Origin of the sequence: Butyrivibrio hungatei (assembly GCF_900101605.1) — a bacterium.
Classification (GTDB): Bacteria; Bacillota; Clostridia; order Lachnospirales; family Lachnospiraceae; genus Butyrivibrio; species Butyrivibrio hungatei_B.
Genome location: NZ_FMUR01000004.1, coordinates 59,267 through 86,148 on the forward strand (window position 1 = coordinate 59,267; position 26,882 = coordinate 86,148).

A 26,882-nucleotide genomic window follows, 5' to 3' on the forward strand; every position below is an offset into this window, starting at 1 on the left:
AAAAAAGTAATTATCGGTATTTACAATATCAAGCAATACAATAACAACCGTATTATATCATTCAAATCTTACAGCTATCGAATTTGCGTGAGCAGTAAGTCCCTCTTCTTTGGCAAATAGTTCAATATCTTCGTGAACCTTGCAAAGAGCATCTCTCGAATATGAAATGATACTTGTTTTCTTCATAAAATCGTCAACATTTAAAGGTGAGAAAAATCTTGCAGTTCTGTTTGTCGGAAGAATGTGATTGGGACCTGCAAAATAATCTCCGAGAGGTTCTGAAGAATAAGCGCCCAAGAAAATAGCTCCCGCATTCTTTATCTTAGTCATAACCTCATACGGATCCTTTGTAATAATCTCAAGGTGCTCGGATGCAATTGCATTTGCGGCATCCACAGCGGCATCCATATCATCAGCAATAAAAATATATCCGTAGTTATCAAGAGATTTCTTGATAATATCCGTTCTTGAAAGCTCTTTTAAAAATCCCTCGATCTCAGCAGAAACGTCATTTGCAAGCTTCTCTGAAGTTGTAACAAGAATAGCGCTTGCAAGTTCATCGTGCTCTGCCTGTGAAAGAAGATCTGCGGCAACATATCTTGCATTTGCGGTCTCATCCGCAACAACCAGGATCTCACTGGGGCCTGCGATGGAATCGATTGAAACGTGCCCAAAGCAAGCTTTCTTTGCAAGAGCAACAAAGATATTTCCGGGGCCTGTGATCTTATCAACCTTGGGAATACTCTCCGTTCCAAAGGCCATGGCAGCAATAGCCTGAGCTCCTCCGACCTTGTAAACTTCCGTAACACCTGCGATATCTGCTGCAACCAAAGTTCCGGGATTTACCTTTCCGTCTTTTCCGGGAGGTGTACACATAACAATTCGCTCAACACCCGCAACCTTGGCAGGAACAACGTTCATAAGAACGCTTGAAGGATAAGCTGCCTTTCCGCCCGGCACATAAACGCCCGAGATCTCGATGGGAAGGATACGCTGTCCGAGAATGCTTCCGTCTTCTCTTGTATCAATCCATGAGTTTCTCTTCTGCTTCTCATGAAATACGCGGATGTTCTCAGCGCTCTTTTTCATAACTTCAACAAACTTGGGATCAAGTTCTTTATAAGCTTCCTTGATCTCATCCTCTGTAACTCTTATGTTTGAAGCGTTAAGCTCGCTCTTGTCAAATTTAAGAGTGTATTCGAAAACAGCCTTATCGCCGTTCTTTCTGACATTATCGATTATATCGTTTACAATATTCTCATACTCTGTGTAGCTTCCGGGATTTCTGTTTAAAAGATTTCCGAGAAGTTCACTCTGAGTCTCTTCTGTAAGTTTTAATGTGCGCATATCTTATAAATTCTCCTTCATGGCATTGATGAGCTTTCTGATTCGCTCTGTTTCCATCTGCATGCTAACCTGATTAACGATTACCCTTGCAGACAACGGACAGATTTCCTCAAGAACTTCAAGTCCGTTCTCTCTCAGTGTGGAACCCGTCTCAACTATATCAACGATAACATCCGAGAGATTAACAATAGGTCCGAGCTCAACAGATCCGTTAAGCTTTATGATATCTACGGTCTGATGCTTTTTATTAAAAAAGTAATCTTTTGCAATATTGGGATATTTGCTTGCAACGCGGATCATCTCGCGATGTTCCAAAAGGCTTTTTGCATCATGCGGTCCGCACACACACATCCTGCACTTTCCGAATCCGAGATCGAGGACTTCATATACACGTCTGTTCTCTTCAAGGATTGTATCCGCTCCGACAATTCCGATATCGGCGGCTCCGTATTCCACGTAAGTCGGCACATCGGGTCCCTTTGCAAGAAAGAACTTAAGTCCGAGTTCCTCGTTTGTAAAAATAAGTTTTCTTGTCTTCTTATCAAGAACTTCCTCGCATTCAATCCCGCATTTATTCAAAAGTTCCATTGTATCTTTTACAAGTCTGCCTTTTCCAAGTGCAAAAGTTAAGTATCTCATGTCTCCTCCGATCATTCAGCCTCCAAAGCAACATTTGTGCCATTCTGTCTAAGTTCTTTTGCTTTGCTAAGCTTTTCCTCAAAATTGTTCTCATTGTATGTTATGACAACGCGCTCGGCTTCATGCTCAACCTCAGCATTCTGTCTGTAAAGAGCCGACATAAGATCGTCGATCACAATTGAAAAACCGATTGAAGGAGCATCCGTTCCGTATTTTCCGAGAAGATTATCATATCTTCCGCCCTTGGCAATCGCATCTCCCACGCCGTATGTATACGCAAGAAAAATCACGCCTGTGTAGTAGTTGAATTTACTGAGGATTCCGAGGTCAAAAGAAACATATTTCTCAACACCGTAATTTGTAAGAACCCTGTAGAGATCCTTGAGTCTCTTTATCGCATCAAGTGAACGCTTGTTGCTGACTTCGTTCTGAGCCTTATCAAGTGCCTGATCGGTTCCGATAAATTCAGCAACTTTACCGATGAGCCCGCGATATTTCTCGGGAACATTTCTCTCACTCAAGATACCCTCAACGGCAAAAATATTCTTATCAATGATCTGCTCTCTGATCTCTTCCTCTGTCTCTGCATCGATTCCGGCTTCTTCGCAGATTCCCTTGTAATAATCCGCATCACCGATACTGATCTGGAAATTTGTAAGTCCCGTGCTCTTAAGAGCCTCGATCAAAAGAGCTATATTCTCCGCATCGGCATATACCGAAGAGTCATTCATAAGCTCAACGCCGATATTTGTATTCTCTTTGAGCTTACCCTGAAGGCTTGACGTATTAAGGAAAGTCTTGCCTTTATAGCAAACTCTCACAGGCTTCGAATCCTCAAGCATCACCTTTGATGCGCAGCGTGCGATCGCGGGCGTAAAATCGGGTCTGAGAACCAGAGTATTTCCGTCCTTATCAAAAAACTTATAGAGTTCACGTGCATCCGAAGCATTGATCTCCTCTGCAAAAACATCAAAGAACTCAAACGTAGGCGTATCAATGTCGCTATAACCGTAGCTCTTGATCACGTTGTGGATCTTGTTTTCGATAATAAGTCTGTCGCTGTATTCACTTCCGTATACATCACGTACTCCGTCCGGAGTATGTAAAAGAACTTTATTCATAAAAACCTCACTTAATTTGTATGTCATAAAAACCAAAAGCCAAAAACAAAAAATAATAAAAGCACATGCACTTTAGTATTGCACAGTGCTAATTAATTACTATACCACAGAGTTTAACATCAATTTTATAAAGCTGTCAATCACTTTTATTATCTGGCATCCAAGTCTTTTTGAAGTGCATCCAGATAAGGAATAAGAAGACCGTTTTCACCGGGAGACTTAATTACATATTCTTCTGACAATTCATCGTGTCTGAAGCTTTTTCTTCCGCCTTTTTCCGCTCTTTCCCAGAATTCACACAGCTTTCTGAACGGCAGATAATAAAATTCATTAAGTCCCGTATAATAGATCAGAAAAAAAGCAATCCCATCCTGCTTTTCAAAAGTTTTCATAAACTCAACCTGATGCGGATGGATATTTTCAAGCGCAAACGTCTCCGCCGCGCACTCTTTTGCATCAAAACAAACGGGAATCCCCTGCACGACACCTATATAATCGACGGTACTCTTTTGCTCAAAATATGCAAGCGTAATATGTCTTGTACTCTTATCAATCTGTATGGGAGTTATCGGAGTCGGGATCTTCTGAATAAGAGCAAGCGAAAGCTCATTGTACCTTTCGTTTGTCCTGTTAATTAGTTCCTCCAAAGTAGAACCTCGAAGTCCTCTTGATTTCCAGGTCGGCATTGTATTCCCCTTTATAATGTATTTATGATAACACTGTTTTGCAGCATGTTATTATTCAAAAAATCTATTGTAAACATCGGGAAGATCCGTCTTAAATTCTCTTCCCCTGATATTTTCAAATTCATCGGGCATATCATCCGGAAAACATATCCTATAACAAAAAAGAAGCTGATGATTGACTTTCTTGTATACTTTTCCGCCGTATTTGACATCGCCTATAAGAGGATGTCCGATACTTGAAAGATGAGCCCTTATCTGATGCGGTTTTCCGGTTATAAGCTTAACTTCAAGCATGGTAAGATCCGCATCCTTATTATATTTTACAGGAACAATCTGAGTTTCGATATATGAATATCTTTCATCTTTTGGGTCATTCTTTTTTATAAAGACCTTATTTTTCTTTTCATCTTTATATAAAAAGCCCTTTAGATAAATACTTTCGGTAAGATTTCCAGAAACTATCGTCCTGTAATACTTATCAAGATTTCTGCTCTTTAAAAGATTGTTCATTTCCCGCGCGCCGGGAAGTGATTTCGCGCAGATGACGATTCCTCCAGTATTGCGGTCGAGCCTGTTACATATAGAAGGCTTGTATACGTCAAGATCTTTTGTCGCTTCGCTTTTTTCGGACAAAAGATAATCAATCAGCCAGTCGTTTAAACTTATATCTTTCGGAGAACTTTTCTGCGAAAGAAGTCCTACAGGCTTTGATGCAAGAATAATATTGTCATCTTCGTAGACAACCTTCACATCTCCGTATTTTGAAAGGTCAATTTCTTTGTCGACACTGCCGGCATTCTTTATACCGTCACTATTTCCTTTGAATTTAGCGAACGTTTCGTCAGAAAAAAAGATCTTAATAAGATCGTTTTCGCTAAGTTTCTCTGTTCCGTCAGCTTTCCTGCCGTTTAGAGTAATATTCTTTTTACGCAACATCTTATAAATAAATCCGCCGGAAGCTCCCGGAAGATACCCCTTTAAGAAGCTGTCAAGACGCTTACCCGCTACGTTTTTTCCAATTTTAATTTCTTTCATGGTCACCCTTATAATGAAATGGACAAAAGAATTGATGCAGGAGTCTGTGTCGTTCCGGGAATCCAACTCTCTTCAATTGCTACGGGATCGATATTTTTATCCGAGCGAAGCTTCTCAAGCTGAGTAAGCCTTTCGCAGAACTTATCTATATCCGTAAATATCTTGATGCTGTAGCTTGAATATCCGCTCTGAGCGATCATTTTCTTGATATGCTTCTCACAGTCAATCTCATCAATATCTTCATCCGAAGAATAGCAGCAAATATTCTTATCAAGAACGGTTGATGCGGACACATTGAAATTCTTATCATAAGCCGTTATCACATGGTCGTAATGAATAAGAAGCCCGCCTCTGCATGCTTCGATCCTATTCTTGTCACTTTCGGTGCATGCTCTTGCTTTTATGAACATTATCATATTTACGGCGCTCCAGCCCGTAGGAAGGCATCCGAGAGCCGCGATGATACTCATAACATTTTTTTGCGAACCGTATCTGAAAAGACCTGTCAGATATATTCCGACAGTGATCGCAAGGCATATAACCGTTCTAAATATTGCAACCTTTTTTCTGTATGTGATATAACCAAAATCGCCTTTATATACTCTGTGAAGACTCACTTTATTCACCTTCCGTAAAAAATATAAGAATATAATATCAGTTCTTACTTAACTTCTTTATTTCTTCATCCGTGAGTGCTCTATACTCACCGGGCGCTAATTTTTCATCAAGAAAAAGCGGTCCCATTGAAAGTCTTTTAAGAAAAAGAACTTCATTTCCGACCGCTTCAAGCATTCTTTTAACCTGATGAAAACGGCCTTCGTGTATGGTAAGTTCGATAACGGGATTTCCGTCGTTGTCACGTTCCTTCTGCGTTACAACCGCAGGAAGCGTTGGCTTAACGGAACCGTCATCGTTCTTATCTCCGATATCAACTCCGTCTGTAAGTCTTTTGATATCTTCTTCCGAAAGTTCATGGGCTATATGGACTTCATATACCTTGTCCACATGCTTTTTGGGAGACAACAGATTATGTATCATCACTCCGTCGTCAGTTATCAGAAGCAGCCCCTCGGTGTCTATATCAAGTCTTCCGCAGGGGCTTAAATTCTTTAAATTCTCTTCTTTAAGAAGATCGAGAACGGTAACATTTCTTTTGTCATTTGTCGCAGACACTACTCCTGCCGGTTTATACAGCATGAAGTAGTGAAAGCGGGCATAAGAAAGCACTTTACCATCAAAAGCAATCTCATCAGACAGTTCGTTTATATGTACATCAGGTTTAACGGCAACAATACCGTTTACCGTACAACGACCGTTTTTCAAATATTCTTTTATCTGTTTTCGGGTTCCTAAATTGTGGTCACCCAGATATTTATCGAGTCTCAAGATCAATAATCCTTTACAGGAACAGCATTGCTTTCCTTACCGAGTTCATAAATATTATATGCGCGGCATACGATCACGGGATTTTCATATCCGGCAGGAACCTTTACGTTATATGACTGAGTTTCCTTGGATCTGTCCCACATCTGGAAAGGACTGAAAGTCTTTCCGCCATCATAGCTGTATGCAAAATAAGCAACAGGACTCTGATTATCCTTGGTTGTCATCTGAACAAGAACGTTTCCGTCCTTCTTGCTTGATGCAAGAACCTTTATATCACATACATCGGGGGCTGTTTCATCCTGACGAACGGGACCTGCGGGTGCGGGTGTAGGATCATACTTAAATCCCGAGAAATCGGCTCCCGTCTTTGAAGACTTAAGCTTGAAATACTTTGCAACGGCAGTTGCGTCCTTTACACCGAGCTGAGCGTAAAAGTTCTGTGACTTAACCTTCTGAACATCATAACCGTGATCGATATATGCATGCTCAATAATTACACCGGGGATATTTCTTGCAGTACATGCTCTGATAACACCGTAATAATCAGATCCCTTTGATCCGATCTTGGTCTTAACGCCCTTTTGATAAATTCCGAGGCTTCCGAGCTCTGCGATCTCAATCTTTCCGAAATCTGTTCCCTTCTGGTACTGATTACCGAATGCCGATGTCCAAACTTCACATCCGTAGAAATTATGATCCTTGGATGCATTGAAATGAAGGCTGAACAGGAAATCAGCATTTACGCTCTGTGCAAAAGCAGCTCTGTCTTCAAGAGAAAGTCCCTGATCTGCATTTCTTGTCATATAAACGGTTACATTGTCATACTTTTCAAGTTCCGCTTTCATTGAATTCGCAACCGTAAGGTTGATATTTTTCTCGGTAAGACCGTTGTACTCCGCACCGCGGTTGTCTGCGCCGTGTCCGGGATCGATAACGATAACCACCGGCTTATCGGCTGCATTTGAAGTAACAACAGTTGACGGAACAAGTCCGCTTACAGATAACAAAGCGGCTGTAACAATAGTTGCGATAGATCTTCTCATACTTCTCTCCTCTTTTCTTTTTAAAACAAAATCCTTGGTTCCTACTGAAAATGTAAAAAGCTGTCGCAAAAAAGCGGCAGCTTAGCTATTCTGTTTAACCGTTCAGCATATCAAGATTAATGGCTTCCTGCTCGGTAAGTCCCTGTCCCTGAGACTCGCCCGTTGAATTTTCCTCGGCAGGTACAGTATTGGTTGAAACAGTCTCAGGCGGTCTTAAATCCGCTCTGTTAGACTTGATAACTTCACCATACTGAGTAAGCGCAGACAGAACGCTGTCTGTACTCTGAGAAATTTCTTTTACCATATTGATGCTGTTCTGCTTTATTGTCTCTACGATATCATCTGTACTCTTGCTTGTTACATCTATAGACTGAGTGATGATATCTTCAACTCCCGCAAGGAGCTGATCTGTATATTGAACGGCTGCCGATTTCATGCTGTTGGCTTCGGTCATTGCATTGTCCAGAATTTCTTTCGCCTGAACAGCAGCCTGTGAAACAACTTCATTGGCCTGAGCATAAGCCTGCTGCATGATCTCATGCTCATTTATAAGCTCGTTTGTTTTTATTGTAGCCTGATTTACTATATCTTCGGCTTTTCTGCGCGCATCGTTTAAGATGGCTTCTTTATTACTGATGATCTTCTGATATTTCTTAATTTCCTCGGGAGTTTTTTGACGAAGCTCACGTAAAAGCTCATCAATTTCCTCTTTATTTACAATAATCTTTGTTTGTGACAATGGCTGAGGCTTACAATTATCAATATAAGTCTCGATCTCATCAATTAACTGCTCGATTTTGCTGGTCATTTATACATCCCCCTGATCTTTCTGTTTTTCAAACTTTTTGTATAGAGCTGTTGCGACAAAATCTGAAACACAAGGTGATATATCACCTTTATAACTTGCGACCTCTTTTACCACAGAGCTGCTAAGATATGAGTATTTGATATTAGTTGTGAGGAAAACCGTATCGACCTCATCATGTGACAACTCCTTATTGGTCTGTGCAATCTGGAGTTCGTATTCGAAATCGGTTATCGCTCTTAGTCCACGGATGACGATATGTATGTTTTCTTTCTTGCAATAATCGATTAAAAGTCCACTGAAAGATTCAACTACAACGTTGTCAATTCCAGTTACAGACTCTTTAATCATTTTAACACGTTCATCCAGTGTGAACAATGGAGTTTTCGCTGAATTACACATTACGGCAACAATTACTTTGTCAAACATTGAAGCCGCACGTTTTATTATGTCCAAGTGACCGTAGGTTATTGGATCGAAACTGCCCGGATAAACCGCTGTTTTCATAGCGCTTCCTTTCTGTACAAAAAGACATGCTTATTTGTTTTATATTCTTTTTCGCGTCTAACTTCAAAACCATAATCTTCAGCGAATGAAAAGTCCATATCTGATGAACTTTCAACGATTATCATCGTATGCTCGGTAACATAGTTCATCGTTCCGAGCTGAGCAAGCGTTCTCTCATAGAGATCCTCGTGATACGGAGGATCGAGGAAGATAATATCAACCTCTTTTTCATGAATATTCCTAAGTCCGATGACAACATCCTGCTTAAGGACCGTGGCATCTTCTTCAAAATGCGTCGTCTTAATGTTCTGCATTATGCACTTATATGCTGCCGCAGAGTTTTCGATAAAATATGCCTTTGAAGCTCCTCTTGAAAGTGCTTCAATGCCGATTCCGCCGCTTCCGGCAAAAAGATCTAAGAATACGGCACCCGGTACCTCGTTCTGGATCATATTAAAAAGTGTCTCTTTTATTCTGTCCTGAGTCGGCCTTGTGTCATTACCTTCGGGGGTAACAAGTCTAAGCCTTCTTGCAGTTCCCGCAATTACTCTCATATTCTTACCTTTGTTCCCTTAGTATCTCTGCTTGTTATCTTAAGATGGGCAAGCTCCAGCTTTTTATTGTTGTGCTCAACAGTTTTTTCTTCAAGATCGTTCAGATAATAAACGTCTCTGACAAAATCATTTTTTCCAAGCCTCATTCCGCGGACACCGACTGCAGTCTTCTTTTTCTCCGGAATGGTGTCGACAGGAAATCTGAGGAAATAACCATCCTCTGTTCTAAGTATAACAGTCTTTTGTTCTTTAAGCACTTCAACGTTTACAAGTTCATCGCCGTCCGTGAGTTTTGTTGCGGCAACGGTTCTCTTTGAAACATCAAATTCACCGCCGTCTACCGTTTTCATCATGGATGACTTTGTTGTAAAGATAAGCCTGTAAAGATTAAGTTCCGACTGACTTGCAACAAGAATGACCGTTTCATCGGAAGCATTGTAATTACTTACGTTGTCGATCGGAACGCCCTTATCTCGCATCTTTCCCTGAGGAAGATCCATCGCCTTGATGGTATGCAGATTACCCGCACTTGTGAAAAGACAAATCTTACCTGTATTCTTCATCACAAATGAATACTTAAACTCGGCTTGGATAGTCTCCTTGTTTCTTTCATAAGTCGTCGCATCGATCGTCTTAGCATATCCGAATCTGTCCATGATGAATGCAACATCGATTTCCTCAACGGGCTTTTCTTCGTATACGGCATTCTCCCTGTTATCAATAACGGTTTTTCTTTTTGCCTGATATTCTTTCTTGATCTTGCCAAGTTCGTCCTGGATAACCATTGACATCGACTCGTGGCTCTCAAGAATATCCTCATATCTGTATATATTTGCGACCGTCTGCTCATGGTCCTTTATAAGAGCCTCGAGCTCAAGTCCTATGAGCTTGTATAAACGCATCTCAAGAATGGCATCGGCCTGAACCTCTGTGAAAAGAAGCTGTGCAGCCATTGCTTTTGATTCTCTTGATTTAAAATTAATACCGTCGGTAACGCCGTTTACAAGGCAGTTCTTAGCCATTGCCCTGTCTTTTGAACCGCGCAAAACCTCGATAACAAGGTCTATAACGTTGCACGCCTTGATAAGGCCTTCCTGGATTTCTTTCTTCTCCTGTTCTTTCTTAAGGAGCGTTGTATACTTTCTTGTTGCTATCTCAAACTGGAAATCGGCGCACGCCCTCATAATATCCTTAAGAGACATTGTCTCGGGACGGCCGTTGTCGATAGCAAGCATGTTTACACCAAATGTATCTTCAAGCTTTGTCTTCTTGTAAAGAAGATTGGTAAAGTTATCAACGTCAGTATCTTTCTTAAGTTCGATAACAATCCTTATTCCTTCTTTTGAAGACTGGTTTGAGATATCGATGATATCATTTGTGATCTTCTTCTCGGCAAGTTCCGCAACATCAGCCATAAACTTACCGATGCCCATACCAATCATGGTGTAAGGAATCTCGGTTATCACAAGATTGATATGACCGTTCTTTCCTTTCTCGGTCTCAACCTTACCTCTTATCCTGATCTTGCCGGTACCCGTTTCATAGATATTAAGAAGCTCGTCCTTATTGATAACGACACCGCCAGTAGGAAAATCAGGTCCCTTTATATACTTCATGAGGTCCTTTGTCGTAAGGGAATCATTTTGTATATATGCTATCTCGGCGTCGATCACTTCCGCAAGATTGTGCGGAGGCGTGCTTGTTGCCATACCTACCGCGATACCTTCCGAACCGTTTATGAGAAAGTTCGGGATCTTAACAGGAAGAACCGAAGGCTCTCTTTCCGTTTCATCAAAGTTCGGAACAAAATCAACTACATTTTTATCAAGATCTTCAAGGAAGTTTTCCTGTGTGAGCTTAGAGAGTCTCGCCTCTGTGTAACGCATTGCCGCAGCGCCGTCGCCCTCTATATTTCCAAAGTTTCCGTGACCGTCAACAAGAGGAACGATCTTTTTAAAATCCTGTGTCATCACAACGAGACAGTCATAGATTGAACTGTCTCCGTGAGGATGATATTTACCCATGGTATCGCCGACAATTCTCGCACTCTTTCTGTACGGTCTGTCATATCTGATGCCGAGTTCATACATATCATATAAAGTTCTTCTCTGAACAGGTTTAAGTCCGTCTCTTATATCAGGAAGCGCACGAGCAACGATTACGCTCATGGCATAGTCTATGAACGACTTTTGCATTATATCCGAATACTCGGTCCTTATAATTCTGTCTTCCATATTTTCCCCTTTAAATATCAAGCTCAGCATCTGTTGCATGCTGATGTATAAATTCACGTCTGGGAGGTACGTCAACTCCCATCAAAAGCTCAGTCATCTGAGATGCCATCTTCGCATCCTCAATCTCGACCGCTTTCAAAAGTCTTCTCTCGGGATCGAGTGTGGTTTCCCAAAGCTGCTCGGGATCCATCTCACCAAGACCCTTATATCTTTGAAGTGTAAAGTTTCCTTTGTGAGTATTTCTGTATTTTACAAGCGCATTGTCGTCGTACAGATACTCTTCTTTGCCCCTTGAAGGCATAGCCTTATAAAGCGGAGGCATAGCAATATAGACATGTCCCTGGTATATAAGCTCAGGCATAAATCTGTAGAAAAGAGTGAGCAAAAGAGTCGCAATATGCTCACCGTCTACATCGGCATCCGCCATGATGATGATCTTGTCATACCTTAGCTTGTTTATATCAAAGTCATTGCCGTATCCTTCGGAAAATCCGCATCCGAAAGCATTTATCATTGTCTTTATCTCGGCATTTGCAAGAACCTTGTCGATACTTGCCTTCTCGACATTAAGAATCTTACCTCTGATGGGAAGAATGGCCTGATAATTTCTGTCTCGTGCCATCTTCGCACTGCCGCCCGCGGAATCTCCCTCTACGATGAAGATCTCGCACTTGGACGCATCCTTACTTATGCAGTTTGCAAGTTTTCCGTTGGAATCAAAGGAATACTTCTGCTTGGTAAGCATGTTTGTCTTGGCTTTTTCTTCAGTCTTCCTGATTTTTGCCGCTTTTTCCGCACAACCTATGATAGCTTTAAGTGTCTCAAGATTTCTGTCAAAAAATCTTGTCATCTCATCGCCCGTGATCTTGGAAACAACTTTTGCGGCATCCTGATTGTCGAGCTTAGTCTTTGTCTGACCTTCAAATCTGGGATCGGGATGTTTAATCGATACAACGGCGGTCATACCGTTTCTTACATCTGTTCCCGTGAAGTTGACGTCTTTTTCTTTTAATATATTAAGCTCACGTGCGTACTGATTGATTATGTTGGTAAAAATAGTCTTAAATCCCGTAAGATGCGTACCACCTTCGGCATTATAGATATTATTACAAAATCCCAGCACTTCCTCATGGAATTCGTTTACATACTGGAAAGCAACTTCAACTTCAACGCCTTCGCTCTCGCCTCTGAAAGAAATAACGTCATGAACAGCCTCTTTTGACTTATTCATATCGCGAATAAAGCCTGTTATACCGTCCGGCTCATGGAACTGCATATATTCCTCGACACCGGGTCTTTTATCCTCAAATATTATTGTAAGTGAAGGATTAAGATAAGACGTTTCGTGAAGTCTTGATTTAATGTCATCTTCCTTGAATCTTGTTTTTTCAAAGATAGTATCATCGGGAAGGAAATTGATCGTTGTTCCTGTTTCTTTGGTAGTTCCGATTGGCTCTAAGAGACCGTTCTTAAGCTCTGTTGTCGGAATACCTCTCTCGTAAGTATCCTGATAGATATATCCGTCCTTATAGACTTTGACGCTCATTCTTGTAGAGAGCGCATTAACAACCGATGAACCTACACCGTGAAGTCCACCGCTTGTTTTATAAGAATTATTATCGAATTTACCACCGGCGTGGAGTGTTGTGAGAACGATTCGTTCAGCAGTAACTCCCTTTGCGTGCATACCGACGGGAATACCTCTTCCGTTATCGGAAACTGTCGCGGAGCCGTCCGCTTCCAAAGTGACCTTTATCAGAGTACAGAATCCGGCAAGGTGCTCATCCACCGCATTGTCCACGATCTCATACACAAGATGATTAAGGCCTCTCGTGGTTACGCTTCCGATGTACATTCCGGGACGTTTCCTTACTGCCTCAAGACCTTCCAGGACAGTAATACTCGAAGCATCATATGCATCGTGTGAAGCCATATAATTTAAACCCCTTTTCAAAACTTTTTTCTTTTCATAAATATTATTCTGCATGATGAAGCGATTAAAGCATCGCTATCAATATCGTTTGATCCAATTCTTTTAATCCAATCAAAAATGCAGCTTCTTTGTTACCGTTACAGCAAGTGCACCGGGACCGATGTGGCATGCAACGGAAAGTGACAGCGGATCCATGTGAATATCCATGCCTGGGAACTCTTTTTCAAGCTCTTTTTTCCATTCGTTTGCGGCATCAATATCCTTGGTATAAGCAACAGCTATCCAGTAATCTTTTGCCTCTTCTCCGCCAAAGCGAGTTTCTATATCATTCTTTATAGCATTTATCATTATGCTCTTGCCCTGATTGCTGGTTCTTGCTTTGGCAAAAGCATCAAGTTTCTCGCCCTGAATCTGAAGGACGGGTTTCAGTCTTAACAGTGTTCCGAGCGCAGCGGCAGCAGGTGTGATCCTTCCGCCTTTTTTGAGGTAATATAGCGTATCAAGCATGATATATATACTTGATTCAAATTTTGTTTCCATTAACTTCTGCACGATTTCTTCTGCAGAGTAGCCTTTTTCTGCCATATCTCTTGCATCGATCGCAGATTGTCTCTGAGTTACGGAGATTCTCTGGTTATCAACCACAAAAACCTTGCCCTCATACTCTTCCTGAGCAAACATATAAGCGCTCTGGCAAGAGCCTGAAAGTCCGGAACTCATGGGAATATAGATAATACTGTCGTGGTCTTTCAAAAGCTCATCCCAGATCTTCATAAGAGAATCGGGAGTGGGCTGACTTGTAGAAACATTCGCATTATCACCGAGCTTTTGATAGAACTGCTCCTGAGTAAGATTTATATCTTCAAAAAACTCTTCTTCATCGATCATAAAAGGCATAGGAACTACGAAAATTCCGAGCTCTTTGGACTGTGCCTGTGTTATTCCACTGTTACTGTCTGTTAAAATCGCTATTTTGGCCATAAAATATTTTCGGCTATAGCCGTCCTCCTATTTTTAACCTTCTTAAATAAAGAAAATACCGATTTAATCAGCATTTCCCTAAAATAATATTACGTTCATAAAGTAGTAAAGTCAACAAAATTTGCCGATTTAGTATTTAACGTACTTCTAAGTACATTATATTGTGTATCGCTTAATTCCGGATCTTCTGAAAGAATCCTGTCGGCATCCACCGAAGCCTCTTTTAGGAGGTCGCTGTCGTGATAAATATCACCGATACGGAAATTAAGTTCTCCGCTCTGTCTGAGACCGAACAGCTCGCCCGGACCTCTTTGCTTTAAATCTTCCTCCGCAATTTTGAATCCGTCATTTGACTTATTCATTATATCTAGGCGCTTCTTTGCATCATCAGACTTTGATGTATTCAAAAAGATGCAGTAAGACTGCGCATTTCCTCTTCCGACACGCCCTCTTAACTGATGAAGCTGCGAAAGGCCGAATCTCTCGGCATTTTCTATCATCATGACCGTAGCATTGGGCACGTTTATACCAACTTCGATAACGGTAGTCGAAACAAGAACATCAATATCTTTTCTTGCAAACGCCTCCATTATCTCATCCTTCATAGAAGGCTTCATCTTTCCGTGAAGCATCGCAACAGAGATGTCGGAAGGAAATACAGATTTTAATTTGTCTGTATAATCTGTTACATTTTCAACGCCGTCAAGTTCGCCCTCTTCGACCATCGGGCAGATAATATACGCCTGATGACCCTCTTTTACCTGATCGCATATGAATTTATAAGCGGTATTTCTGTAATCGGTTCCTACAACGCAGTTTTTTATCGGAATACGTCCGCCGGGGAGCTCATCAATTATCGAAATATGAAGATCGCCGTACAGGATAATTGCAAGTGTTCTCGGAATCGGTGTTGCACTCATCGCAAGAACATGAACATTTTCACCTTTTCCGGCAAGAGCTTCTCTTTGACGAACGCCGAATCTATGCTGTTCATCCGTTACGACAAGCGCCAGGTTCTTGTACTCGACTTTTTCTTGAATAAGGGCATTTGTTCCGATGATGCAGTTGACTTCGCCCTCTTTTATCATTCTCTGGGCTTCTCTCTTATCTTTTGCAGAAAGAGCTCCCGTCAAAAGAACCGGTTTAAGGCTCGTAAGTCCGTATTTGTCTATCATCTCCTTAAAGCCTTCAAAGTGCTGCGCGGCAAGAACTTCCGTAGGAGCCATAATTGCTCCCTGATAGCCGTTTGCGGCAGCAGTTAAAAGAGCCAGAAAAGCAACCACGGTCTTTCCGGAACCCACATCTCCCTGAATAAGCCTATTCATGACATATCTGCCGGAGATATCGCTTAAAATATCATTGTATGAATTTAACTGCGCATTTGTAAGTTTATACGGAAGTTTTTCAAGAAAGCGCTTAGCTTCCGCAACTTCCATCATTGGAAAAGTATTTTTGTTTTCTTCCTGAATTTTTTTCAAGAGACGAAGCTTTAATATAAAAAGGAAAAACTCATTATACGCAAGCCTTCTCCTTGCCTGCTCGAGAATCGCGGAATTCTTCGGAAAATGTATGTTATATATCGCATCAAAATAGCTCATAAGCCCAAGTCTTTTTATAATATCTTCGGGCACAAATTCATCAAATCTTCCTGCGTTTTTAAAGGCATTTTGAACCGCCTTTGTGACTGTATTATTGCTAAGACTCTTTACAAGCGGGTATCTTGGCATCAATTTGCCACATAAAGTGTCATATTCACTTGGTTTGTACATTTTGGGCTGATCAAAGGTAAAAAAATTTCCTTTTTTCCTGACAACGCCTCTAAAAACATGGGTTGTACCGGATTTTAAAGAGCTTGCAAGATAAGGCGCATTAAAGTATGTCATCTTAATTTTTCCGGTGTAATCTACGGCTTCAAAAGATATTATGGAAAGATTTCTGACTCTTCTTTTCATAATGCTTCCGACAATCGTAAGTGTAGCAGCGCAGACTTCACCTTCAACAAGTTCAGACGCATGAACGGGAGCTTTGAATTCATCATATGTTCTCGGAAAGTAATATATAAGATCTCTACAGGTATATACACCGCATTTATTAAAGAGCTTACCCGTCTTTTCACCGATACCTTTTAAATTTATAACTGATTCCGAAAGTTCTCTTTCGCCCATATATTCCTCATTTTTTATAATTAAATTGCCATGAAATTGAAAAGCCGGGCTAAACTGCCCGGCCGGTATATACAATAATTACTCTGCTGAAATAACGTAGTAATAAATTGGCTGTCCGCCATTTTGAAGCTCAACGTCACATTGAGGATATTTATCTGAAATCCTCTTTTTGAGGTCCTCTGCATCGCTCTCTTTAACATCATCACCGTAGTATATGCTGATAAGTTCAAGATCGTCATTCATCATCTTGTTGAGCATATCAAATGTTACATCAGACATATCAACGCCTACGGAAAGAATACCCGAGTCGCCGATTCCCATGAAATCACCTTGTCTGATCTGAACATCATCAATAACTGTGTCTCTGACAGCATAAGTAACTTCACCTGTCTTAACTGTTGTTATCGCTTCAGTCATTGCCGCAACATTGTCCTCGACAGGGATATCGGGAACATAGTTGATGATCGCGGTAACACCCTGAGGAACAGTCTTGGAAGGAACAACGATTATCTTCTTGTCGCTGTCATCATCTTCAGACATAATGGCTGCCTGATTTGCAGCAAGTATAATATTCTTGTTGTTTGGAAGGACGATAACAGTATCTGCATTAACCTTCTCAACCGCATCAAGAATATCTGCGGTACTGGGGTTCATTGTCTGTCCGCCTTCAATTACGTAGTCAACACCAAGACCTCTGAATATCTCTGCAAGACCTGCGCCCGCACAAACGGTAACAAATCCCACATCCTTACGGGGCATCTTGGGTTCTTCTGCTACGGGAGCAGGCTCCTGAGCTTTTGTCTCTTCTTTTACTTCAGGCTCAGCATTTGACTGTGCCGAAGTATCGGCTTTGGGAGCATTATCACTCTTAGCTTCGGAAACAGCTGAAGAATCAACCTTTCCTGCAAGAGGAATATTCTTGTCATCAGGCTCATATGTAGGAGTGAGCTCTGCAGCTCCGTTAATCTCTGTCTCTATCTCTGCCCATGAACCGTCTTTGTTTTCATGGAAGAGCTTTTCTCTGTGTTCCATTCTCATGTTGTCGATTTTCATGTTGGAAAGCTGACCGTACATGAGCGCTCTCTGTATCGCAAGTCCCGGATCGTTTGAATGAACGTGAACCTTACAAATCTCATCATCCGCAACAAGAACGATACTGTCACCTATAGACTCAAGGAATCCCTTGAAATCGATCTCCTGTTTAATATTGAGAGGCTTGTTCAAAAGAACTATAAACTCGGTACAATATCCGAATTTAATATCAACCTCTTCCTGTGCAGACTCTTTTGCTCTTGCTCCGGGAGTAACCTGTTCCTCACTGATGGAAAGATCGATCTCTTTTCCGAGGAATCCGTCAAATGCTCCCTTAAGTACCTGAACAAGACCCTGTCCTCCTGAATCCACAACACCTGCCTGCTTAAGAACAGGAAGCATATCGGGAGTCTTTGCAAGAACTTCGTCCGCATATTTGATAACTTCATCGCAGAAATAAGCGATATCCGTTGTGCCTTCTACTGCAAGTTCGTGTGCCTTCTCTCCTGCACCCTTGGCAACTGTAAGGATTGTTCCTTCCTTAGGCTTCATAACTGCCTTATAAGCAGTCTCTACAGCCTTGTCAAATGCCTCTGCAAGTATTGCCACATCAACTTCATCATGCTGTTTAACAACTTTGGTAAATCCTCTTAAAAGCTGAGAAAGAATAACTCCGGAATTACCTCTTGCTCCTCTGAGTGAGCCTGAAGAAATGGCTTTACAAATTGCTTCCATGGAAGCATTGTCACCTAAATTTGAAACCTCTTTGGCAGCCGACATGATAGTCATTGTCATGTTAGTGCCGGTATCACCGTCCGGAACGGGGAACACATTGAGTTCATTTATCCATTCTTTTTTCGCTTCCAGATTCTTGGCGCCGCTTAAAAACATCTTAGCCAGCATTTTAGCGTCAATTATATTATTACTCAAAACAAAATTCCTCCTAGAACTTGATAGCTTGGCTTAATCAATTACGCGAACACCTTCAATATAGATGTTGATCTTCTCGATTTCAAGCCCGGTAAATTCTTCAACCTTGTATTTAACATTGTCGATCAAATTATCCGAAACAGCTGAAATGCTAACTCCATAAGCAACAATTACGTGGAAGTCAAGTATCAGTTTGTTATTTGCATCAAGAGAAACATTGATTCCTCTTGTCATTGAATCAATCTTAAGAAGACTCACAAGTCCGTCCTTAACATTAACGTTTGCCATCCCCACTATACCGAAGCACTCCATTGCTACAGCTCCTGCGTACTGAGCGATAACTTCGTTGTCAATAGATATACTACCCATGTGAGTATTCATAGAAGAAGCCTTCATATATATCCTCCTTAATACTCGGAACTCCTATGAAGCTCCGTTTTAGCATACACATGTATTATAATAGCAATTTATCGAAAAATAAACCATATAATTTTTAGCAACATATTTTTTCGTATATTTTGCTTGCAATTCTGTTTTTCTTCTGCTAATATATCAATGTTGCGGATGTATGCAATAATATGCTATTGAACGAACATGGCTTATAAGGAGGTGTCAAAATGGCTAAATGTGATATTTGTGGCAAAGGCGTTCATTTCGGTAACAATGTAAGCCATTCTCATAGAAGATCTAACAGAGTTTGGAATTCAAATGTTCACCGCGTTGCTGTTAAAGTTAACGGCGGCACAAAGAGAATCCACGTTTGCGCTAGCTGCCTTAGATCAAATAAGGTTGAAAGAGCTTAATCGAATTTGAAACCAAAAGTAAGAAGCGAGGTTTTTACCCCGCTTCTTTTTTTGCACTTCAAATGAAAAAGGCAGGAAATTTTCCCGCCTGTTGTAAATCAAATATTTCGTCAAACAATATTATATGCTGAAACCAAAAAGAGCCAGCTTTGATATGATAAGCTCCCTTACGATCATTCCCATCTGCTCTTTTTCTTCAGGAGTGATCTTCACAAGGCTCTCTATCGTATAGACCTTTTCTTTATAGCCTTTCTCGGGTTTCTTCATATCTTTGTACTGAGAAACTCTTATTCTGCTTCGAAGTTGCTTGTAGACTCTGTAGTCGTAAGTCTCCTTTGTCATATAGTAAAAGTGACTTTCAAGAGTGACATCCATATCAACATCTTCTTTTATATATTTCATAATGATAGTCTTGAATTTAAACGGAACCATCTCATTCTTAAGAAGCTCGTCGTAGCTGTATCTTGCGCCGAAATAGTTTCGCTCAAGATCCTGCATGCAGTATTTAAAATCATCATCGTTTACAATGTTATTCATGACTCTTTTTTCTCTCCGCTGTCAAGATCTTCTATATTGTCGCCGCTGAACTTGATCGCGGTTCTGATCTTATCTTCGTCCCAGCCGGTCTCTTCCATAAGCTCCTGCACTGTAACTTTTCTTCTGAGGTCGTCAGCAAGCTCTTTGGCCTTATCCGCAACTTCCTGAACAAGCTTAACAACCTTCTGGCCGCCTGCAGCCTCTTCAAGGTCCTGTTCGATTATATTTTCCATTGCATCAAGCATAAGCTTGTACAAAAAGCTCTCAATTTCCTGTGGCTCACCTACGGCATCGAGCATATTTACGCCTCTTGTAAGCGCATAGTTTCCTTCACCGATAAGATCCTCGATATATACGCCCTGATCGGCATACATCTTTGCTACGTCAACGACGAGAGGAAGATACATATCTATAAGCTTTAATTTTGCATCGCTCTCGCCCGCAAGTGCCGCAATTTTGATCGCTTCTTTTTCTCCGTCGGTAAAAGTCGGAAGTTGCTCCAAGCTGCTTATATATTCATCGAGATAGTTCTTTTCTTCTTCGGTAAACTCATCCTCAGTCTCGGGAGCCGGCTCATCTACACCTATCTTGTGGTTTCTCAAATATTCAAATACCATCTCAAACTGTTCGGAAGAAAGGTCGAGATCTGAAAAAGCCTCAATTACTTCTTCTTTGGAAATGATATTTCTGTTCTCTCTCGCTGTTCTTGTAACGATTTTAAGTGTCTCTGCAAATTCTTTTTCCTTGTTGTCTAAATTTCCCATTTAAGCCTCACTTTACATGTACATGATTAAACAAATGATCCTGACAATACTCGTAGTTTCCGTTACATTTTGAACAGAATCTGAATTCAAGATTGGGATCGTCCTGCTCCGTTCTTCCGCAGACCGCGCATTTATGCCTTGTAATTCCCTTTGGCTGCATCTTGACGCTTGATTTGAATTCTCTTTTTCTCTTGATCTCTCCGGGTCTTATATGATTAAGCTTACCTGTACTCATATAGAAGAGCAAAAGATTGATAAACTGCGAAGCTATCGCAAAAAACGTCGCAAAATCTTTATTTATAAGCGCTCCGATGCACTGATATGCAAGAATGATCCCATATGCGATAGCAATCCATCTCACCTTTATAGGAATGAGGAACATCAGAAGAACCTGAATATCCGGGTATATAACCGAAAAAGCAAGAAATACCATCATCTGGATATAATACGTGCTGAATGCCCCCGAAGATCTGAACATAAGCATCCCAAGAGCATCACCTGTAATACCGAAAAATACTTGATACACAAGCATTGTAACAAAAGATGCAATGATCATAAGTATCATTCCGCCAAAAATAAACACATTGTATCTGAATGTCCCAAGTGTCCTCTCCATGCCGTTTCCGACAAAATAGTAGAACATCAATGTTATGATAATAAGAAGACTAAAGCTTCCCGGCGGTATGAGCACCCAAGATACAAGCCTCCACACCTGTCCTTTAAGTATAAGATAAGGATCAAGATTAAGAAGATTTGTTATATTAACGCTCTGAGGTGCAAGCTGTAAGACATAACCCACGGCATACAGCATAACAATGTACTTTGTAAGATTCACAATCGCATATTTGCCGATTTTTCTCTCAAGATCATTCAAAAATTTGTTCATTTGATAAGCCTCTGTTTTTTATTTGATATTTTTTGATTTTAACATTGTGAGAATTTATTGTAAACATGTGTGTTTGTTACTGCTATTCTACCTGAAGCTTATTTGCTTTTTTTAGCCTGTCTTCGAAAATACAATCTTTAAAAAAATAAAAAAGTTCATCCGTTGTCAGCATTTTGGTTATCTCATTTATAAGTATATTTGCAGGAAGCTGTGTAAGGATGCATATTGTAAGTGTCATAAACCAGAACAAGACCGCATACAGCGATATCCCAAGAAGCGGCACATTGGCGGCAAGCACGGCACCCTTATCGGAAAGCCCCGGAAGCGTGAATATCGACATCATAATATATTCATACCGTTCATTCACAAGCTGAGATATTCCGGGCAAAAGCATTGCCGCAAATATTATGCCCAAAATCTGCTCATGATAAAGACTTAAGATATTCAACCTCTTCTTATAAAATCCTCCAAGAAAATAAATATTGAGATCGTCCTTGGTACATCCCTTTGCTTTGGCCAAAAGAGCTATTGCTTTATATAGCTTTTCTTTATTGGAATCCTTTTCTTCAAAATATTTTCTCAAGCCGAGTTTATGCTTGCTTTCAAACGCTTTTATTATGTAATAGACCGCGATCATGGATAATGATGACCAGAAGATCCCGGCAACATTTTGAAAATACACGGATAAGGCAAGCGCCAGCACAAATATCATGCAGGCTACAAGATAAATAAAATACATTATTATCTTTTTCTTCTTATCTGATTCGTATTTCTCCGCAGCCTGCGTCTTTATCTCATCAGAGACTATAACGGTTCCGAGCGAAGCTTTATAATTTTTGTTATTTGCATCTATTGAAATATCATAGAACAGCATGGTGACATCATTCCACCACTCACGCGCACGATCTTTTTCTTTTTCAAGTTTTTTCTCTGCTTCTTTCCTTTGTCTTTTTTGCTCTTTCTTTAATATCTTGTCAATTTCTGTTTCCATATCAAAATCTCCGAATATATAGGAAAATGCTGAATTAATCAGCGGTCCCCTAAGTATAGCATAAACAGTTTGACCTTAAACAGAGCATTACAGCGTATATCGGATTCAGTAAATTGATTTTTAATCTCTCGTGCATTATAATCAATATAATTATGCATATTAATAAGAAGAGGTTAAAAATGATTTCTAACGACTATACTTTAGGAATTGACATCGGATCTACCACAGTCAAGATAGCTCTATTGGATAAAGAAAGAAATATAATCTTTTCCGACTATAAAAGGCACTTCGCAAACATTCAGGAAACACTGGCGGAATTGCTCGAAGAGGCCGGCAAGAAGTCAGGTAATATCATCCTTCATCCCGTTATCACGGGATCGGGCGGACTTACACTTGCCAAACATCTTGATGTACCTTTTGTTCAGGAAGTTATTGCTGTATCGACTTCACTTAAGACTCTCGCACCAAAGACTGACGTTGCGATCGAGCTCGGCGGAGAAGATGCAAAGATTATTTATTTCGAAGACGGAAATGTAGAACAGCGTATGAATGGAATCTGTGCCGGCGGTACAGGTTCTTTTATCGACCAGATGGCGTCGCTTTTACAGACAGATGCCTCAGGGCTTAATAAGTATGCCCAAAATTACAATTCACTTTATACTATTGCAGCAAGATGCGGTGTTTTTGCCAAGTCAGATATTCAGCCGCTCATCAATGAAGGCGCAACTAAGGAAGACCTTGCCGCTTCTATTTTTCAGGCGGTAGTTAATCAGACAATATCCGGTCTTGCCTGCGGAAAGCCTATTCGCGGACATGTTGCTTTTCTCGGAGGACCGCTTCACTTCCTCGATCAGCTTAAAGCGGCATTTATAAGGACACTTAATCTTGATGAAGAGCATACGATTGAGACAGAGAACTCTCATCTTTTCGCCGCTATCGGTTCTGCTCTTAACGCAGATGAGAAGATTTCTTATGAAATGGATGAGATGATAAAAAAACTCTCTCATAAGATTGTTATGGATGCTGAAGTATCACGTCTCGATCCTCTCTTTGAAAATGAAGACGATTATAAAAAGTTCAGAGCACGTCAGGATTGTCACAAGGTAAAGACAAGAAAGCTCGATGACTATAAAGGTAACGCTTTCCTCGGAATCGATGCCGGTTCAACCACAACAAAGTGTGCTCTTATAAGTGAAGACGGCGATCTGCTCTATTCTTTTTACTCAAGTAATAACGGAAGTCCGCTTAAAACAGCGATTTCTTCCATTCAGGAAATATATAAGCTTATGCCGGAAGGCGTTAAGATTTCAAGAGCTTGCTCTACAGGTTACGGTGAAGCTCTGCTTAAGTCTGCGCTTTTACTTGATGACGGTGAAGTTGAGACGATAGCTCACTACAACGCTGCCGCTTTCTTCGATCCCGAAGTTGACTGTATCCTTGATATCGGCGGTCAGGATATGAAGTGTATACATATCAAGAACCACTCCGTTGATTCGGTGCAGTTGAACGAAGCTTGTTCATCGGGTTGCGGCTCTTTCATCGAAACTTTTGCAAAATCTCTGTCATACAGCGTTCAGGACTTTGCTAAAGTTGCTTTGTTTGCGAAGTCTCCAGTTGATCTCGGAACTAGATGTACCGTATTTATGAATTCGAGAGTTAAGCAGGCTCAGAAAGAAGGTGCCGATGTTGCCGATATTTCTTCAGGTCTTGCATACTCCGTTATCAAGAATGCTTTATTTAAGGTTATAAAAGTTTCAGATGCAAAGGACCTCGGTTCACACATCGTGGTTCAGGGCGGAACTTTCTATAATGATGCCGTTCTTCGTGCGTTTGAGATTATTTCGGGTGCTGAAGCAATCCGTCCCGACATTGCGGGAATCATGGGCGCTTTCGGTGCCGCTCTCATTGCAAGAGACAGATTTTTTGAAACAGATGATTACAAGACTACCATGCTGTCGATTGACCAGATCAATAAGCTCGAGTATTCGACAAGCATGACGACATGTCAGGGATGTACCAACCACTGTAGACTTACGATCAACAAGTTTACAGGCGGCCGCCAGCACATATCAGGAAACAGATGTGAGCGCGGAATCGGCAAGGTAAAAAATGCCGACAATATCCCAAATCTTTTTGACTATAAATATAAGAGAATATTCAAATATGAACCTCTTTCCGCCGAAAAGGCAAAAAGAGGAACCGTTGGAATACCCAGAGTTCTTAATTTCTATGAGAACTATCCTTTCTGGTTCACTTTCTTTACGGAACTTGGTTATAAAGTTGTACTTTCACCGAGGTCCACACACCGGATTTACGAACTTGGAATTGAGTCAATCCCGAGTGAGTCCGAATGTTATCCCGCAAAGATCTCGCACGGACACATCGAGTGGCTTATTAAGCAGAAGGTTGATTTCATCTTTTACCCCGGTCTTTTCTATGAGAGAAAAGAGGTTGAGGGCGCAACCAACCACTACAACTGCCCCATCGTCACTTCATATTCCGAGAATATCAAGAACAATGTTGAGGCGATAACAAACGGCGACGTCAGGATAAGAAATCCCTTCATGGCATTTACAGATCTTGAGACCGCTACTCATGCACTTGTAAAAGAGTTTTCGGAGATTCCGGCCGGCGAGATCATAAAAGCCGCAAAACTTGGCTGGGATGAAATGGAAAATACAAGAAACGATATCCGCAAAAAGGGCGAAGAAACCCTTAAGTGGATGGAAGAAAACAATAAGCACGGTATCGTTCTTGCAGGCAGACCTTATCACGTAGATCCCGAGATCAACCACGGAATTCCTGATATGATCTGCTCATACGGTGTCGCAGTTCTTACAGAGGACAGTGTTTCGCACCTCGGAAAACCTGAGAGACCTCTTATTGTTTCGGATCAGTGGATGTATCATTCAAGACTTTATGCTGCTGCAAGCTTTGTAAAGACAAGGGATGATCTTGATCTTATCCAGTTAAACTCCTTCGGATGCGGACTTGATGCAGTTACAACAGATCAGGTCAACGATATCCTTGCAGGTTCGGATAAGATATATACATGTCTTAAGATTGACGAAGTTAACAACCTCGGAAGCGCAAGGATCAGAGTAAGATCTCTGCTTGCTGCCATCAGAGTCCGCAAGCAGCATATTAAGGAAAGGACCATCAGATCGAGCGCACATAACAGAGTGATATTCGATGAGAATATGAGAAAGAATTATACGATACTCTGTCCTCAGATGTCTCCTATTCACTTTGACATTCTTGAACCCGCCTTTGCATCCTGCGGCTACAACTTTGTCGTAATGCAAAATGACAACAGACACGCGGTCGAAGTCGGACTTAAATATGTTAACAATGACGCCTGCTACCCTTCACTTTGGGTTGTCGGACAGATTATGGACGAGCTCTTATCCGGAAAATACGATCTTGATAAGGTTGCCGTAATGATGTCTCAGACAGGCGGCGGATGCAGAGCAACAAACTATGTAAGCTTTATAAGACGTGCTCTTAAAAAAGCCGGAATGGAGCAGATTCCCGTAGTTTCACTCAACTTAAGTAAACTTGAAGCAAATCCGGGCTTCCATATCGATGCCAAGATGTTTGTAAAGGCTGCTTATGCTGTTATCTTCGGCGATATATTTATGAGATGTGTTTACAGAATGAGACCTTACGAGAGGATTCCGGGTTCTGTAAATGCCTGTCACGAGAAATGGCTTGAAAGATGCAAAGAGTTTGTTACATCAGATCATCCGAGTATCTTTAAGTTTGAAAAAATGTGCAGACAGATTGTTGAGGACTTTGACAGGATTGAGGTCACAAACGAAGTAAAACCTCGTGTCGGAATCGTTGGCGAGATCCTTGTTAAATTTGCTCCCGCAGCAAACAACCACCTTGTTAAGCTCCTTGAAGATGAAGGTGCCGAGGCTGTTGTTCCGGATCTTATGGATTTCATGCTCTACTGCTTCTACAATCAGATCTACAAAGCAGAGAATATCGGAACATCCAAGAAAACAGCTCTTTTGTGCAAGCTTGGTATATGGGCAATAGAGAAACTCAGAAGCGGTGCTTCGCAGGCTCTCAAAAAGAGTGTTCACTTCGATCCGCCTACCGATATATATGAGACCGTTGAATATGCAAAACCTATCGTAGATATCGGAAATCAGACAGGTGAAGGATGGTTCCTTACAGGTGAGATGGTCGAACTTATAAAGAATGGCACAAGCAATATTGTTTGTACTCAGCCTTTTGGATGTCTTCCCAACCATGTGGTCGGAAAAGGTGTTATCAAGCAGATGCGTCACCTCTATCCCGGCTGTAACATTGTTGCAATAGACTACGATCCGGGTGCTTCGGAAGTTAATCAGCTAAACCGTATCAAGCTGATGCTTTCAACCGCACAAAAGAAAGTTGAAGAAAAAGTCAGAAAAACAAGCTGATGACATATACGCAAAAACACCGTACCCCTTAAAGGTGTACGGTGTTTTTGTTATTATATTATCTTCATGC

Annotated in this window: 23 protein-coding genes; 2 read left to right on the forward strand and 21 right to left on the reverse strand. The window is 41.1% G+C overall.

Features of this window, described 5'->3' with window-relative positions; translation table 11 throughout:
* Positions 1-57 precede the first annotated feature (57 nt).
* From hisD to BLP87_RS02155, 17 genes are all read right to left on the reverse strand, one after another.
* Complete coding sequence (gene hisD, locus BLP87_RS02080; RefSeq protein ID WP_027208379.1) at positions 58-1,347, reverse strand: histidinol dehydrogenase; 1,290 nt, start codon at positions 1,345-1,347, stop codon at positions 58-60.
* A gap of 3 nt (positions 1,348-1,350) precedes the next feature.
* Positions 1,351-1,986 (reverse strand): ATP phosphoribosyltransferase, encoded by a 636-nt coding sequence (gene hisG / locus BLP87_RS15955; protein ID WP_026512974.1) that lies wholly within the window; start codon positions 1,984-1,986, stop codon positions 1,351-1,353.
* A gap of 11 nt (positions 1,987-1,997) precedes the next feature.
* Entirely contained in the window at positions 1,998-3,107 is a 1,110-nt protein-coding gene (gene hisZ / locus BLP87_RS02085; RefSeq protein WP_074461220.1) for an ATP phosphoribosyltransferase regulatory subunit, read from the reverse strand.
* A gap of 149 nt (positions 3,108-3,256) precedes the next feature.
* Positions 3,257-3,793 carry a Holliday junction resolvase RecU gene (locus tag BLP87_RS02090; protein WP_074461221.1) on the reverse strand — a complete coding sequence of 179 codons (537 nt, stop codon included), beginning with the start codon at positions 3,791-3,793 and terminating at the stop codon, positions 3,257-3,259.
* A gap of 51 nt (positions 3,794-3,844) precedes the next feature.
* Positions 3,845-4,828, reverse strand: a complete 984-nt coding sequence (locus BLP87_RS02095; RefSeq protein WP_074461222.1) for an RluA family pseudouridine synthase — start codon at positions 4,826-4,828, stop codon at positions 3,845-3,847.
* Positions 4,829-4,836: 8 nt separating this feature from the next.
* The gene (locus tag BLP87_RS02100; protein WP_074461223.1) at positions 4,837-5,445 is read right to left on the reverse strand and encodes a hypothetical protein; all 609 of its coding nucleotides are present in this window, start codon (positions 5,443-5,445) and stop codon (positions 4,837-4,839) included.
* Between the two features lie 37 nt (positions 5,446-5,482).
* Positions 5,483-6,214, reverse strand: coding sequence for a pseudouridine synthase (locus BLP87_RS02105; RefSeq protein ID WP_083334410.1), 732 nt, complete (start codon positions 6,212-6,214; stop codon positions 5,483-5,485).
* Between the two features lie 2 nt (positions 6,215-6,216).
* Positions 6,217-7,257, reverse strand: coding sequence for an N-acetylmuramoyl-L-alanine amidase family protein (locus BLP87_RS02110; RefSeq protein ID WP_074461224.1), 1,041 nt, complete (start codon positions 7,255-7,257; stop codon positions 6,217-6,219).
* A gap of 94 nt (positions 7,258-7,351) precedes the next feature.
* Positions 7,352-8,065: an ATPase gene (locus BLP87_RS02115; protein WP_074461225.1), complete on the reverse strand. Its 714-nt coding sequence runs from the start codon at positions 8,063-8,065 to the stop codon at positions 7,352-7,354.
* Positions 8,066-8,569 carry a pantetheine-phosphate adenylyltransferase gene (gene coaD, locus BLP87_RS02120; RefSeq protein ID WP_074461226.1) on the reverse strand — a complete coding sequence of 168 codons (504 nt, stop codon included), beginning with the start codon at positions 8,567-8,569 and terminating at the stop codon, positions 8,066-8,068.
* Positions 8,566-9,123: a 16S rRNA (guanine(966)-N(2))-methyltransferase RsmD gene (rsmD, locus tag BLP87_RS02125; protein WP_074461227.1), complete on the reverse strand. Its 558-nt coding sequence runs from the start codon at positions 9,121-9,123 to the stop codon at positions 8,566-8,568. Before rsmD ends, coaD begins: the two co-directional genes overlap by 4 nt.
* Positions 9,120-11,357 (reverse strand): DNA gyrase/topoisomerase IV subunit A, encoded by a 2,238-nt coding sequence (locus tag BLP87_RS02130; RefSeq protein ID WP_074461228.1) that lies wholly within the window; start codon positions 11,355-11,357, stop codon positions 9,120-9,122. Before BLP87_RS02130 ends, rsmD begins: the two co-directional genes overlap by 4 nt.
* Positions 11,358-11,367: 10 nt before the next feature.
* Positions 11,368-13,290, reverse strand: a complete 1,923-nt coding sequence (locus BLP87_RS02135) for a DNA gyrase/topoisomerase IV subunit B (protein ID WP_074461229.1) — start codon at positions 13,288-13,290, stop codon at positions 11,368-11,370.
* 111 nt (positions 13,291-13,401) lie between these two features.
* The gene (locus BLP87_RS02140) at positions 13,402-14,271 is read right to left on the reverse strand and encodes a DegV family protein (RefSeq protein WP_074461230.1); all 870 of its coding nucleotides are present in this window, start codon (positions 14,269-14,271) and stop codon (positions 13,402-13,404) included.
* Positions 14,272-14,366: 95 nt separating this feature from the next.
* On the reverse strand, positions 14,367-16,436 hold the full coding sequence (recG, locus tag BLP87_RS02145; RefSeq protein ID WP_074461231.1) for an ATP-dependent DNA helicase RecG: 2,070 nt from the start codon (positions 16,434-16,436) through the stop codon (positions 14,367-14,369).
* Between the two features lie 78 nt (positions 16,437-16,514).
* Positions 16,515-18,398, reverse strand: a complete 1,884-nt coding sequence (locus BLP87_RS02150; protein ID WP_074461232.1) for a DAK2 domain-containing protein — start codon at positions 18,396-18,398, stop codon at positions 16,515-16,517.
* Positions 18,399-18,431: 33 nt separating this feature from the next.
* Positions 18,432-18,794, reverse strand: a complete 363-nt coding sequence (locus BLP87_RS02155) for an Asp23/Gls24 family envelope stress response protein (RefSeq protein ID WP_026654842.1) — start codon at positions 18,792-18,794, stop codon at positions 18,432-18,434.
* A 221-nt stretch (positions 18,795-19,015) separates the two neighbouring features.
* Here BLP87_RS02155 and rpmB point away from each other — a divergent pair, with 221 nt between their 5' ends.
* Positions 19,016-19,201, forward strand: a complete 186-nt coding sequence (gene rpmB / locus BLP87_RS02160; RefSeq protein WP_026512990.1) for a 50S ribosomal protein L28 — start codon at positions 19,016-19,018, stop codon at positions 19,199-19,201.
* Positions 19,202-19,321: 120 nt separating this feature from the next.
* Here the strand turns inward: rpmB and BLP87_RS02165 are convergent, their stop codons facing one another.
* From BLP87_RS02165 to BLP87_RS02180, 4 genes are all read right to left on the reverse strand, one after another.
* Complete coding sequence (locus BLP87_RS02165; RefSeq protein ID WP_074461233.1) at positions 19,322-19,738, reverse strand: hypothetical protein; 417 nt, start codon at positions 19,736-19,738, stop codon at positions 19,322-19,324.
* A complete protein-coding gene (locus BLP87_RS02170) occupies positions 19,735-20,502 on the reverse strand; it encodes an RNA polymerase sigma factor region1.1 domain-containing protein (RefSeq protein ID WP_074461234.1) in 768 nt (255 codons plus the stop codon). The genes BLP87_RS02165 and BLP87_RS02170 overlap by 4 nt, the downstream gene beginning before the upstream one ends.
* Before the next feature lie 7 nt (positions 20,503-20,509).
* Positions 20,510-21,388, reverse strand: a complete 879-nt coding sequence (locus tag BLP87_RS02175; RefSeq protein ID WP_074461235.1) for a rhomboid family protein — start codon at positions 21,386-21,388, stop codon at positions 20,510-20,512.
* 82 nt (positions 21,389-21,470) lie between these two features.
* Positions 21,471-22,379: a hypothetical protein gene (locus BLP87_RS02180; protein WP_074461236.1), complete on the reverse strand. Its 909-nt coding sequence runs from the start codon at positions 22,377-22,379 to the stop codon at positions 21,471-21,473.
* A 179-nt stretch (positions 22,380-22,558) separates the two neighbouring features.
* Here BLP87_RS02180 and BLP87_RS02185 point away from each other — a divergent pair, with 179 nt between their 5' ends.
* Positions 22,559-26,812 (forward strand): 2-hydroxyacyl-CoA dehydratase, encoded by a 4,254-nt coding sequence (locus BLP87_RS02185; RefSeq protein ID WP_074461237.1) that lies wholly within the window; start codon positions 22,559-22,561, stop codon positions 26,810-26,812.
* Positions 26,813-26,882 lie beyond the last annotated feature (70 nt).